We start from the raw sequence: 14067 nt of genomic DNA on the forward strand, positions 1-14067 counted from the left end.
ACAATTCAACTTCATAGCATCTTTTGTCTCACTTTCCCTTATTTTTTAGTTATTAAAACATCACACTGGGCGGCCCTTGGCACGTAAGAAGATACCGAACCTGCCATCATGCGCTTGAACAAATTCATTTCGGTCCCGCCGAGCACTAATAGATCATTGTGGTATTCTGGTTGGAAATCATCTAAGATCACTGTTTTCGGATTTCCAAAACGAAGATGCACAAAGACTTGCTTAGGATCTAATCCTTCTTCATCGATCAATCTGTCCTGTAATTGAAACAAGAATTCTTCGTTGGACTGTTCGATCTCATAAATTTGCTGGCCATTGATCATGGCCTGGCCCCCTGCTTTAAATTGTAACGAATTAACGTCGATCACACGTAAAAGGTCTAACCTTGCATGATTCCGTTTAGCAGTCGCCACAGCCTTTTCCAACGCTGAATCGGCCCCCGCGGACTTGTTGACCGCAACCAAGATCCGTTGGTAATTAAGTGCCATGTCATCATTCACCCCAAACATCTATCGCTTTATGCTTAATATCATACTCCTATTTCAATGTGAAAACCATTTCAATAGAAACATTTTGTCAAATTTACGTTAACTTTTTGAGCGCACCATTTGATAAAAAAACTACTTGGAACTTAAACTACCGACCATCAACAAAATTGAAATGGCTGTGATCACAAGGCCAGTCCAGTTAAAGAACACTATTTTAATTTCATGGCGGCGCAAATGGTGACGTTCATACCAAGTTTTGATTTTTCGGCGATTTTGCCATAAAACCCATAGACCGGCTAAGCCACCACCAATAAACAAGAAAATATTCAACAAACTACCCATGCTTTTCGGCACGGTGTCAACTAAATAGCCAAAACCATCACCCAAGACCAAATTATTAAATGAGTGCAAGGTGATCGACCACTTGATACCAAATCTCAGCGCCACTATTGCTAAAATCAAACCGATCGCAAAAGCAAATGGTGTCTGCATAATGTTCAAATGATAGAGTCCAAACAAACTCGCTGACAATAAAACTGCTGCGCTGAGGCCATATGGTTGAATACTACGTAAGACAAAACCGCGAAAGACGATCTCTTCGGTCAACGGCGCTAAAATAGTCGAATAAAGCAGCATCGACCAGGTTTGACTGCCAGCGCTGGCAGAGTCTAATTCATCCATTGCGGTCAAACCAAACTGGTTCAACAGACTTTCCAAGCCATCAGAATAAAGTGTAAACAACAGCTGCGCCAGTAACATCAAGGCTACTAAACTCAAAAAAATCTGCCAGTTCATCTTATTTTGACCGTCCTGGAAAAAACTGTGTCTGACTTTAGGCGAACTGGCTGCATAGATCACAAAGAGCCCTGCAGCAACCGCGATAAAATACGGACTGCCGATTTGATCGAGCTTGTCACCTTCTAACAAACTTGGATGCCGTGTGATCTCAACAAAGACTGCAATCGTGGCAACTAACTGAAAGACGAGCGTATAAACTGCACCGACCAGCCATACTTTTTTAACTGAACGTTCATATTCTTCACGTTCAAACACACCGACAAAGCGCACTTTATCACTTCTTTCGCTGATTTCTAATACTCATGCTTATTATCTTATCACAGGCAGTTATGCAAAAAAAGAAACGTACTCACACAAAAAAACCGTGATCTAACAAATCAGACCACAGCCTTCGTAACTATTATTGTGCTTTAAAAAGCTTTTCGTGTTGTGTGTGGAATTGATCCATTTGCACGTCACTTAAATTGCCTAATTCGTGTAACTTGTTTTCGATCATATCAAAAACTTGGACACGATCACTCAAATTATCGACGAAATCATACTTATCACCATCAATGATCAACAACGGCGAAGCGTTGTACTTTGCCATCCATTCATCGTAGCAAGCTAACAATCGGTGATAATAATCGATCAATGACGGGTCCTTTTCAACTAGTTCATAGTCGCGTCCCCGTTTTTCGATCCGTTTGAGCATTGTTTCATAAGAAACCTTGATCGTGATCATCAAATCTGGCGACTTCTTGTGGGAAGCAAAAGGTAATTCTTCCATCATGTTGTTAAGCAAACTCTTGTAGATGTCATACTCAACATCGGTAGCATTACCCATTTCCGTGTTGATTTTCATGAAGATCTCGTCTTCATAGATCGAGCGGTCCAAAATATTGTTGTCTTCACGCATGGCCGTCTTGATCATCGAAAAACGACGGTTCAAGAAAAATGTTTGTAATAAATATGCGTACGGATTTGTGGCTTCTTTGTCGCCGGCTGCTCTTTTTTGTGCTGCGATCTCGTTACCCTTATAAAAAATTGGCAACACAGGATTATCCTGCACTGGCTCATAATATGCTTTTGTTCCGAGTTCTGCTGAAAGGATATCAGTTAAGCTAGACTTTCCCGACCCGATAATACCAGATAATGTAATCAAAATGATTGAAGCATCCTTTCCCTAGATATCAAAAGGCAGGAACTTGGCCTGCCTTCATGCAATTATTTCTTCTACATAATCATACGCGAATTTAGCTAAAAAATAAAGAGCAAAATCACCAATCAACCACAACTTATAGAATGCCGGGCTCGCTTTCATACTAGATATACGGGCTTTTTGCTTACTTATTTCTGGTCAATAAATGTTGTGCTAAAAAGACTGTCCCCAAACTTGCCAGAGCTAAGATCAATAAGATCCCGTAATCAATGTGGCTGCCCTGAGCAGTCAGGATCGCCAAGCTATTATCTGACTTCATTTGCTGAGCCGAAATAACTGCCGACAAAACACTCGTCCCAAATGAGCCTGCATACTGTTGAAAAGTATTGAACAATGAATTTATATCGGCTTTTTGTTCAGGTGGAACTTGTGTGCTGGCATCAGACATTGAGTTACTAAAACCAAAGTTAAAACCGCCACGCAAGAAAATATAAATCAAGGTTGTCGAAACCACGCCTAAAACAGGCGTCATGGTAAAGTATAAACTCGTTCCGACGATCAAAGCCACACTAGAGATCATTAGTGGCAAAAAAGCCCCATGTTTATCATACAAACGTCCCGCAAACGGAGAAACTGCTGCGCCGACTAAAGCACCTGGCAGTAAAATCAAGCCTGCCACAAAGGCACTCGAACCGAAATAATTTTCTGCAAAGATCGGAATAACAAAAGATATCCCAATATTGATAAACTGCAAAATAAAAAAGTTTAACCAGCGCAAACTAATGAGTGGTTTAAGCAGCAATTTAAAATTTAGGATCTGGCGCTTCGAAAAATGGAAATGAAGTGCTAATAAGACCACACCAATGACAAAGGCGCCAAGCATCCAACCAAAATGTCCACCACCAAAGCCATAATTACCAGCATTTGCAAAAGCGGTACTTAAAGCAAAGAACGCCAAGCTTAATAAAATTACACCGACCCAGTCAAACTTCTCTTTGGTCCCACGTGCTGTTAAACGGATATTTTTTTCACCGATCCAGGCTGTCAATAACAAAAGCGGCAAAACAACAATAAAAATCCCACGCCACGACCAAAATGCATCCATCGTACCACCATATGTTGGCCCTAACGCCGGCGCGAGCGAGATGATCATCGCTGCGATCCCCATATATGTTCCGAGCTTACTTTGCGGTACTAATGACATGACCAAATGATACATGACTGGTGTTGAGATCCCCGTCGCGACAGCTTGCAGTAGTCGTCCAACTAATAGTACGGGGAAAACTTGGGCTGTGGCACACATCAAGGTCCCCAGTAAATTAAAAATGATCGCGACCGTAAATAAGGAACGTGTGTTAAATTTCTTAGTTAAAAATCCAGTCGTTGACATAATGATGGTGACCATCAATAAATAACCTGAAGTGACCCACTGCATGGTACCTAATGTCACGTTAAATTCTTTAGTTAGAGTGGGAAAGGCAACGTTTAACGACGTTTCTACCAAAATCCCTAAAAACGACAACATCGCTGCAGCCGTGATCGACATTTTTGTCTGCCGGCTAACTCTTTTTTCAACCATATTAATTGACTTTTCCCCCTGTAAAAGTTACCGTGAACTTAGATTTAGTTTCCACGGAAACTATTGTTATCAATTCATGGTACAACTTTCAAACAAAAAAACCAACTTTTTTATTTGAGATAATTAAAAACAGGTTTTCTATTTTGAAAACACCTTTCACGAAGGGAGTCCGTCAGTTGGCAATTTTCCAGGAGATCTTGCAAAAATACAACCACCTGTTAGCGTTGGACGATGATGACGACCAAGAAAAAGCTTGGATACGTGCAAAAGATGACAATGCACGCAACTTAAGTACCTCACATTTTCTCATTTTATCTTATTTACTAGCGCAACCAAATGTATCTGCCAAACAGATCAGCAACGAATTTAGCATCTTACCAGGCACCTTATCCAAACGCCTGGCCTTACTAGTCAAACGTGGATTGGTCATCACGCAAGCAGATTTAAAAGATGCCCGCTACAAGCGCTACTCACTCACTAAAAGCGGCACTCAAGTCGCAAGTTTTCATGAAGAGCTCTTACGCCAAAAAAATGCACAACTCACAAAAGCCTTACGCTTATTTGACCAAAACGAGTTACAAACGATCGCCCGTTTTTTAACAATGGTCACAAAAGCTGAAGAAAATATGCATTATAAATGAAAGGAAGGATCTTTTATGCAAACACCAACAATCACACTTCGCGATGGTCTAGTTTTACCAGCAATCGGTTTCGGGACAGCTGGCTTACGAGGTGCAACAGGAATTCAAACGATCGATTCTGCTATCAACAACGGCTACCGTTTGATCGATACAGCATACAATTATGAAAACGAAGGCACTGTCGGTCAAGCAATAAAACGTGCGAATGTTTCCCGCTCAGACCTATTGATCTCGTCTAAATTACCTGGACGTCATCATAAATACAAAAAAGCCATCGCCGCTATTCAAGAATCACTCTACCGTGCTGACTTGGACTACTATGACCTCTATTTGATCCACTGGCCAAATCCTGACCGTGGCGAATACGTCGAAGCTTGGCAAGCCTTGCTAGACGCCAAACGTTTCGGGCTCGTACGCGCAGTGGGCGTTTCTAACTTCTTACCCCAACATTTGGATAAATTACAAGCTGAAACTGGAGAGTTGCCTGAAGTGAACCAAATCGAGCTTCATCCAATGTTTAGCCAACCAGAGCAACGTGCATATAATAAAAACCACCAGATCGTGACTGAAGCTTGGAGTCCACTAGGTGGGTCAGGGATGAATCTCAGTCGACCGATCCGCGAGCTGCCATTGATCAGCCATTTGGCAGAAAAATATGGAAAAAATAGTGGACAGATCATCTTACGTTTTGAACACCAACTTGGTGTCTTGCCACTGCCACTTTCACATGATCCACAGCGCCAGGCACAAAACTTGGATATTTTCGACTTTGAATTAACAAACAACGAAGTTCAACAGATCAGTGCGCTCGATCAAGAAGATGCGCGTGTTTCAGGTCAAGACCCATTAGCACATGAAGAACTATAGTTAACAATAAATTAGAGAGAGTGAGACAAAAGATGTTTTGAAGCCGATTGGTAAAGTCGATTGCATTATTTTGGGTCGTAGCAAAGCGAAGGACCAGAATAAGGATCGTTGTTACAGTAGGCTTCAATCTTTTGGAACACGTTTAAGGAGCCGTCGATTTAACCCATTTATGGGATAGATCGATGGCCCCTTTTAGAATTGGACAGCTAGTTTTGTCCCAGCTCCTTTTTGGACTAAAATTGTAACGAAGAAAAAGTACTTGTTCCTAAGCCAGGGAAATTTAAGCACAAATGGGAGGTAACTGAACGTTCCTTTGGTAAACTTGTGTTCAGATATCAACAACACACCCACAAACTACAAACACTGCGACCTCTTCACTTGATATTTGCTTAGATTAATGAGAATTTAAACTCGAAATCACTTCAATAAGGAGGAAGGAATCTTATGACTGCAAACTATGACTATGACGTGCTTTATATTGGCGGTGGGCACGCTGCTTTCGATGGTGCAGAACCACTCGCCAAGTCAGGACAAAAAGTTGCACTGGTCACCGATGATTTGCTGGGAGGTACTTGTACTAACCGCGGCTGTAACGCTAAGATCACGCTTGATGAACCTGTAACTTTGCAACGTCAAGTCGAACGGATGCAAGGTCTTGTGCACGGTGAGCTTAAAATTGACTGGCCTGCTGTAGTCGCCCACAAACAAGCTGTGATCAAAGACTTGCCACAGGGGACAGAAAACAAGCTCAAAAATGCAGGTGTTGAATTATTAAAAGGCCATGCGACACTAACGGGCGCACACACTGTTAATATTTCCGGACAAATAGAGTATTCTGCGGATAAGATCGTCTTGGGAACAGGTCAACGTCCACATCGGTTAGCGATCCCCGGCAGCGATTTAGCACATGATAGCAGTGAATTCATGAACCTAGCAGAAATGCCCCAAAATATTGCGATCGTCGGCGGCGGTTATATCAGCTATGAATTTGCTACGATAGCCAATGCAGTCGGCGCTAACGTCACTGTTTTTTTGCATGGTGATCACGGTCTGCGTAACTTCTACCAACCATTTGTAAAACAGGTCACCACTGACTTGAACAAACGTGGTGTCAAATTTATCAAAAATGCCAACGTGAATAAATTTTCTCAAAATAATCAGAAATTTACAGTCTACTATGGTAACAATGAAACCGCTGAATTCGACTGGCTTTTAGATGCAACTGGTAGGATCCCGAACGTAGAAAACCTAGGGTTAGATGACCTAGGTATCAAATATAATGAGCACGGTATCGAAGTTAACGACCATTTACAAACCAACGTTTCTAGCATTTATGCGGCCGGGGATGTCTTGGACAAGTCTCAACCGAAGTTAACTCCGACTGCCACTTATGAATCTTACTATTTATACCAACTATTTAGTGGCAAAACTACTGGCGCTATCAAATACCCGGCGATCCCCACAACCGTATATACTTCACCACGGATCGCGCAAGTCGGTGTTTCTCCCACTCAAGCAAAAAGCAAAGGTCTAAGTGTCATCGAAAACCATATCCCCGATGACTGGTATCGTCAGATCGACCAAGAAACACAAGGTGACCGCATCTTAGTCTTTGATCAGGAACACCATTTGCAAGGAGTGACCGAAGTCAGTGACAAAGCCGAAGATGCCGTCAACACTTATCTACCAGCAATCGTTTCCGGTTATGACGACAATGACATGTGGCAAATGGCACACATCTTCCCATCTGTTGGTGCTTCTGCTTGGCACAAGATCCGCTGATTTTTTGAATAGCACGCAAAAAGGGGCCGTCGATCTACTCATTAAATGGGTTAAATCGGCGGCCCTTAAATGTGTTACAAAAGTTGAGGACGTACTTGTAACAACAATCAATTTATTCTAGTCCTTCGCTTTGTTACGACTCAAAGTAAAGCAATCATCGTTACAAATCGTCTTCAAAGCATCTTTTGTCTCACTTTCCTTTTTACATAAACTTTGCGCTTCTCTACGGTCACAAAATTCTATTCGCCCCAAACTTCATGGGCAGTTTCGATCACCAAAGAGATCTTATCCCACTCTTGTTGTTCAGTCAATTTGTTTCCTTCTTCAGTTGAAGCAAAACCACACTGTGTGCTTAACGATAGGTTCTCTAACGGAACAAACTCAGTGGCTTCTTTAATACGGTCGATCAAAATTTGCTTATTTTCTAGTTCAGGACTCTTGCTGGTAACTAAACCTAAAACAACATGCTTACCAGCTGGAACTTGAGCTAGTGGTGCAAAGTCACCCGAACGATCATCGTCAAATTCCAAATAAAAGGCATCGACATCTTCTTGTGCTAGCAAGTGACTGGCAACTGGGGCGTAACCACCCTTAGCTGCCCATGTTGAATGATAGTTACCACGGCAAACATGGGTACTCAAACGTAGATCATCCGGCAAGTCCGCTAAAGCAGCATTGTTTAATTTCAAATAAATATCCTGTAATTCATTGAGGTCAAAATCACCGTTAGTCATATTTTTCCAAAAGTCATGATCAACTACCATCCCCCACGTACAATCATCGATTTTAACGTCGCGACAGCCAGCATCATACAAAGCTAGGATCAAATCATGGTAGGCCTGACCAATATCTGCGATCAATTGATCTTGGTCTGAATACACTTTATTTAACGCAGCAACATTGTCTTCACCCCGTACAAGTTCTGAGTAAAACTGTGCCGGTGCAGGAATACTCTGACGTACCGTAATATCAGGCTCATCGGCAACTAAATCACGCAAAAATTTGAAAGCTTTCACATCAGGATGTTCCGGATCAAAGGCGATCTTATCCACGACTTGAGCTGAATCAGCTCGCGTTTCTTCATCGTGGAAGAAATAGCCATGTTCAGGCTGAGTATGTTTGATCCCCGCAAAGCCCCAAAAAGTATCCAAATGCCAGTAACTCCGCCGAAACTCGCCATCAGTCACTACTTTCAAACCAGCTTCGATCTCTTTTTGGACCAAATCCCGGATCGCCTCATCTTCAGTTGCTGCTAGTTTTTTATGGTCGATCTGTCCGTCAGCAAAATCGGCACGCGCTTGTTTCAATTCTTGTGGTCGTAAGAAACTCCCCACAATATCGTAATGTAATTTTGTCGCTGTCTGTTTAACCATCTTGATCGCTCCTTTTTTAAACTTTACTTTTAAAGGCATTAAAAAAAGCCCCTAAAAGACAACCAATGTCATCTTCTAGGGGCGTGTCATTTACACTTTAAATTTCACGCGGTACCACCCACCTGCAATATTATTCTCACAAATAATATCCTCATCAGGTACACAATAATTGCTATACCTGCCCGCTATAACAGGCGGCCCTGCGCTCGGTTCATGTGAAAACTCACCGTACGATTGCAATTCCAAGACCATCTTCACTGACCGTATCTTGCCGCTTCCCAGCCTTTGCGACTCTCTTTGAAGGTTATAATCAGTTACTCATCTTTTCTTAGCAAAGATTCATTAAATTGTTTGTTATCTTAATACACCTGCGCTAAATTGTCAACTGGTTGCTCATAAAAGTTTTTACGCTTGTAAGCTGGTGCTCAAGAATGATCGCAACTACATTTTAACCATTTTTTCTAAAACTTCTGGAGCGTCTTTTTGTGCCATGTGGACACGAACTAAAACCAATTTATCTGTCATTTCCTGTGCTTTTTTCAAAGTTACCAATAATTCATTTTCGGTCCGCGCATTTAAAACAACTGCTTGGTCATCGCTTGCCCCAAAAAGTCGTGGCACCTGATCATAATCAAAAGCGGGTACATTATTATAGCTTTGGTCCATCCCATGAATATAACGTTCTACAGTGTAACCATCGTTTTCGATCAGTAGAATAAGCGAATGCAAATTTTCACGAAAAGCCAGCCCGAATTCCTGAAGTGTCATTTGTAAAGACCCTTCCCCGATCGACAAGACATTGCGACTTAGAGGATCAGCAATTTGACTACCTAAAGCAGCTGGGAAGGTATAACCGATCGACCCCCACAATGGTTGTCCAATGAACTTAGCGTCTTTTGGCAATGGCTGTGTTGTCAAGCCGAAATAAGACGTTCCTTGTTCTGCCAACAAGGTTTGTCCAGGTTGTAAACTGGCTTCCACAGCCTGATCATAAAATTCTTGGGTCAACAAATGATCACTAGCGGTCGGTAGGGTGCGTGGTTGTACCGTTTTAAATGACGGACGAGCAGCAGTTGTAAAGTTAAATTTGGCCAACTCCTCGATCAATGAACGAAAATCAACGCGTGTTTTCCTGCCAAATACGGAAGTAACGTTAGCATTGATTGCAATTATCTGGTTATCGGTAAAAGATTGAGTGAAACTACCACTCACCGAATCTGTGATTTTCGCACCCAATAGTAAAACTACATCAGCTTGGTCAACGACCCTTTTGGTAGTGTCTGGACTCAACTCACCATTATATGTGCCAGCAAATTGCGATAAATCTTCCGATAAGGTCCCCTTACTTAAACCATTATCGATAAAGGGTAAATCATGGTCGGTGATCAGTTTCTGAACTTCATTCTCCAGCCCAAAGCGAGCTACTTCATGCCCAACTAAAACTAAAGGCTGGGCAGCCTGTGACAAATATTTGCCAATCTCAGCCAGTAGACTAGTAGAAACATCTTGTTTGACAGGCTGGGTTAGTTCAGCAATTTTATCTTTCAAGGCAGGATTAACCGATACATCGCCTAAATCTAATGGTAAGACAACATAAGCTGGTTTTTTAGTTGCGACCAACGTGCGTACCATCGAATCGATTTGATCAATAGCATTTTCTTTTGTCAAATGATAGACATCAAAACCTAACGCTTTGTGAGCCTCTTCAAACTTCAAAAAGTCTCCATCGCCAGAGGTATGGTGTACTAATTGCTGATCTTTTTGTACGTTAGTTCTTGGCGAACCAACAATTTCTAAAACTGGCACGTGTTCTGACATTGCACCTGCTAAACCATTCAAAGCGCTCAGTTCACCGACACCAAAAGTCGTGACTAAGGCTCCAAATCCATTTTTACGTGCGTAACCATCAGTTAAATAAGCAGCATTGAGTTCGTTAGCATCACCGATCCATTTCATGTCGTTTCGTGCCGTGATGTGATCTAGAAATTGTAAATTATAGTCACCAGGGACACCGAAAACCTTGTCAGTACCGAGTGCGTGCACAACATCGAGTAAATAATCTCCTACTGTATACATTTTCTCGCCTCCAGATAAGTTACTTTTATTCTAAATTTATGGAAACGTTCACGCTAATAATCGGCTTGTTCATTCTTTAATATGAAAGTTTATACAAGTGGCGGCTTTTTAAGACTTACTTTACTAGAGTTCGTGCCACATTCCTATTTGTGGTACTTACTTTCGCTGACTTGGTGGTGCATTCCTATTTGTACCACTTACTTTCGCTGACTTGGTGACACATTCCCACTTGTGGTAATTACTTTCACTGACTTGGTGATACATTTCCATTTGTGGTACTTACTTCCGCTCACTTGGTGGCACATTCCCATTTGTGGTACTTACTTTCACTGACTTGGTGGTACATTCCCACTTGTGACGCTTACTTCCACTCACTTAGCGGCACATTTCCATTTGTGGTACTTACTTTCACTCACTTGGCGGCACATTTCCATTTGCAACACTTACTTCCGCTCACTTAGAGTCATTTTTTCTTCTAAAGAGACTATCTCTTTTACAAATTACAGCATCATCTAAATTCAAGGTACAAAAAATCCCCGACACTTCCACTCGCTTAACTGCAAGCAAAAATGTCTGGGACTTTGAATTATTTCATTGTTAATTTTTGTAAAATGTTTCTCTCACCGCATTAGCGATCGCAATCTTAACATGTTGGTAAGATAAACCACCTTGAATGTACAGGGTATAAGGATCACGTAATGGACCGTCAGATGAGAGTTCGATCGTAGAACCTTCTGTGAAACTACCTGATGCCATAATAACCTGGTCTTCGTAGCCATCTTGGTAACTTGGTTCAGGATCAACGAAAGCATTCATTGGAGAATAGTGCTGGATCGCTGCACAAAACTGGATCATCGGCTCTGGTTTGCCAAATGTCACCGTTTGAACGATGTCAGTCCGCGGATCATTCCACTTCGGCGCAGTGTTCATACCCATTTTTTCAAGCAAAGCAGCTGTGAAGATCATACCCTTCAGTGCTTCACCTGTTGTATGTGGTGCCATGAAAAAGCCCTCATAGAAATCACGCATATACCCGTATGTTGCACCTTCGTATTTGCCAGCGCCCGGTACAATCAATTGCGAACCACAGTCTTGGATCAAATCTGCGCGACCAACGATATAAGCACCGGATTTGGCGATCCCGGCACCAGCGTTTTTATATAAGGATCCTGCCATTAGATCCGCGCCAAAGAAAGTTGCCTCTTCTGTTTCTGTAAATTCACCATAACAGTTATCAATAAAGATCACGGCTTGTGGTGCCAAACGTTTAGCTGTAGCCACCATTTTTTTGATCTTTTCTAGAGTGAAGCTGGCACGTGTTGCATAGCCTAACGAACGTTGGATCGTGACCACTTTGATCGTTGGGTCGCCACCCAGATCTTTTTCAACATTATCATAGTCCACTTCACCATTTGGCAATAGTTCAGTACATTTAAAATTAATGCCACGTTTTTTCATTGAACCTGGCTTATCACCAGCCAAGCCGATCACTTCTTGGATCGTATCATATGGCATACCGGTCATATAATACAAGGTATCACCGTGATAGAGTTGCGAAAATAATGCTGTACTGATCGCATGTGTTCCAGAAGTTAACTGTGGGCGAACTAAAGCATCATCAGTCTTAAAGTACCCGGCATAAATTTTTTCTAACTTGTCACGACCAATATCATCATAGCCATAGCCTGTTGATCCCACTAAATCTTCTTCAGCCACATGGTTTTCTGCAAATAATTTTAATACCCGTTGTTGGTTATATAAAGATTGTTCATCGATCTCTTTCAAACGTGGTGCGATCTGCGCATCAACTTCTGCGATTTTTTCTTGTAGATCCTGTGGTAAATTTTCTTGCCACTTATGTTCCATTAAATTCTTCCCCTTTTTTAAAACAAACTCACACAGCTCGTTTGTCATTAGTAGTTTACCCCTCTTTTAAATTGTAGCTTTTTTGACGGTATGGTTCAACTTGAACTCCAGCGTTAAAAACTCTCACACAAAAGGAGTTTGGACATAACTGGCTGTGCGATTCTAAAAAAGTCATCGAGTTATCCCCATTCAATGGAATAAATCGATGACCCTCAAACGTGTTCCAAAAAATTAAAGCCTTACTGTAACAACTTTTACATTATTCTGGTTTTCCGCTTCGCTACGACCCAAAATAATGCAATCGCCGTTATAAAGTGGCTTCAAAGCATCTTTTGTCTCACTTTGTTTTTATTTTAAGTATTATTTAGTTGCGTCAACAAAAGCAGTTAGCTCTTCAACTTGTTTGTCATTTAAATCAGCTTTGATTTTAGGCGCAAAGCCATGTAAGAATAATGATTCATCACCAATTTTTACTCCACTTTTATCAAGTGCTTTGGTGAACTCAGTCTTGATTGAAAAAGCACCACCAGACGTTCCAAACATGAACACTTCGTCAACTTGACTTGGATCGATTTTTTCAGCATACTTTCGTAAATCAGCATACATCTTACCGTGAACAGCGCCACCTAAGTATAACTTATCAGCCTTGTCTGGCAACGGTTCTTCGATCGAAGCAGCTTTTACGCCTAATTTCTCACCAATTAAATTTGCAACTTTCTCTGTATTACCAGATTTTGAACTATATCTGACCGCTATCATGTTTATTTCCCCCTCTAGAAAATATAAAGCGCTTTTATTTACACTATAATTATATCTTTACTTTTTAATTAAATCAAATATCAATTTATAAAAATTACAAATAGAAGTTAGTGAATGTAAAAATTAGCATAAAGGTTAACGTTATAAATCAACTCCTCTCCTTTCAACATCGCCATAAAAAGTATCCAGATCGATCTTACCAGCATCTTAAAGTTTATTATGGGTACGTGTGATCTCTGATGAAAAATTATTTAGCTTAACCAACATCAGTGTAACTTTAATTTCGGCATTAGTTGGTATAACTGACTCAACCTCATATTTAACTGAAGATTTTTTGCGTTAAATACTTGGAGCTGTTCGATGATTTTAAGGAAGCTTCTTCTTACAGTGCGTCGGTGAAAATCGAGTTTTCTAACACTGACTTTTTTATTCAAAAAATACCATCAACATAACTTGCCTTTCTTAAAACTAGAACTTGCATTAAAGCTCCCACAACCACTTATTGTCATGACTGCCAATAAACTTAGAACATTCGTTATTACTTTCTTGTTCTTATATATCAAACGCTCCCCCTTTATTCACCTTTATTTTTAATACAGCACTTTACAACTTTTTCTAAAATTTTGACATAAAAAAGACGGAATCCCCGTCAACTTTGATATGATTTAAGCGACAAAACTAAACACAC

At 41.1% G+C, this 14067-nt stretch carries 11 protein-coding genes; 3 read left to right on the plus strand and 8 right to left on the minus strand.

Going from position 1 to position 14067, the window contains the following annotated elements:
- Positions 1 to 38 precede the first annotated feature (38 nt).
- The 4 genes from LACPOB_RS0103445 to LACPOB_RS0103460 all read right to left on the minus strand — a co-directional run bounded on the left by LACPOB_RS0103445 (position 39) and on the right by LACPOB_RS0103460 (position 4015).
- Entirely contained in the window at positions 39 to 497 is a 459-nt protein-coding gene (locus LACPOB_RS0103445; RefSeq protein WP_026142732.1) for a universal stress protein, read from the minus strand.
- Between the two features lie 132 nt (positions 498 to 629).
- Positions 630 to 1565 (minus strand): CPBP family intramembrane glutamic endopeptidase, encoded by a 936-nt coding sequence (locus LACPOB_RS0103450; RefSeq protein WP_017867433.1) that lies wholly within the window; start codon positions 1563 to 1565, stop codon positions 630 to 632.
- A 130-nt stretch (positions 1566 to 1695) separates the two neighbouring features.
- Complete coding sequence (locus LACPOB_RS0103455) at positions 1696 to 2439, minus strand: deoxynucleoside kinase (protein WP_017867434.1); 744 nt, start codon at positions 2437 to 2439, stop codon at positions 1696 to 1698.
- Positions 2440 to 2620: 181 nt separating this feature from the next.
- A complete protein-coding gene (locus tag LACPOB_RS0103460) occupies positions 2621 to 4015 on the minus strand; it encodes an MFS transporter (protein ID WP_017867435.1) in 1395 nt (464 codons plus the stop codon).
- 176 nt (positions 4016 to 4191) lie between these two features.
- On the opposite strand from LACPOB_RS0103460, the gene LACPOB_RS0103465 reads away from it, so the two are divergent.
- The 3 genes from LACPOB_RS0103465 to LACPOB_RS0103475 all read left to right on the plus strand — a co-directional run bounded on the left by LACPOB_RS0103465 (position 4192) and on the right by LACPOB_RS0103475 (position 7305).
- Positions 4192 to 4656 carry a MarR family winged helix-turn-helix transcriptional regulator gene (locus LACPOB_RS0103465; RefSeq protein ID WP_017867436.1) on the plus strand — a complete coding sequence of 155 codons (465 nt, stop codon included), beginning with the start codon at positions 4192 to 4194 and terminating at the stop codon, positions 4654 to 4656.
- A gap of 15 nt (positions 4657 to 4671) precedes the next feature.
- Positions 4672 to 5523, plus strand: coding sequence for an aldo/keto reductase (locus LACPOB_RS0103470; RefSeq protein ID WP_017867437.1), 852 nt, complete (start codon positions 4672 to 4674; stop codon positions 5521 to 5523).
- A gap of 444 nt (positions 5524 to 5967) precedes the next feature.
- A complete protein-coding gene (locus tag LACPOB_RS0103475) occupies positions 5968 to 7305 on the plus strand; it encodes a dihydrolipoyl dehydrogenase family protein (RefSeq protein ID WP_017867438.1) in 1338 nt (445 codons plus the stop codon).
- A gap of 239 nt (positions 7306 to 7544) precedes the next feature.
- On the opposite strand, the gene LACPOB_RS0103480 is transcribed toward LACPOB_RS0103475, so the two are convergent.
- From LACPOB_RS0103480 to LACPOB_RS0103495, 4 genes are all read right to left on the minus strand, one after another.
- Entirely contained in the window at positions 7545 to 8678 is a 1134-nt protein-coding gene (locus LACPOB_RS0103480) for a 5-methyltetrahydropteroyltriglutamate--homocysteine S-methyltransferase (RefSeq protein WP_026142733.1), read from the minus strand.
- 441 nt (positions 8679 to 9119) lie between these two features.
- Positions 9120 to 10754 (minus strand): alpha-keto acid decarboxylase family protein, encoded by a 1635-nt coding sequence (locus tag LACPOB_RS0103485; protein WP_017867440.1) that lies wholly within the window; start codon positions 10752 to 10754, stop codon positions 9120 to 9122.
- Between the two features lie 597 nt (positions 10755 to 11351).
- Positions 11352 to 12620, minus strand: coding sequence for a methionine gamma-lyase family protein (locus tag LACPOB_RS0103490; RefSeq protein ID WP_017867441.1), 1269 nt, complete (start codon positions 12618 to 12620; stop codon positions 11352 to 11354).
- Between the two features lie 360 nt (positions 12621 to 12980).
- On the minus strand, positions 12981 to 13379 hold the full coding sequence (locus tag LACPOB_RS0103495; protein ID WP_017867442.1) for a flavodoxin family protein: 399 nt from the start codon (positions 13377 to 13379) through the stop codon (positions 12981 to 12983).
- Positions 13380 to 14067 lie beyond the last annotated feature (688 nt).

The sequence above is a fragment of the Ligilactobacillus pobuzihii E100301 = KCTC 13174 genome, assembly GCF_000349725.1.
Taxonomy (GTDB): Bacteria; Bacillota; Bacilli; order Lactobacillales; family Lactobacillaceae; genus Ligilactobacillus; species Ligilactobacillus pobuzihii.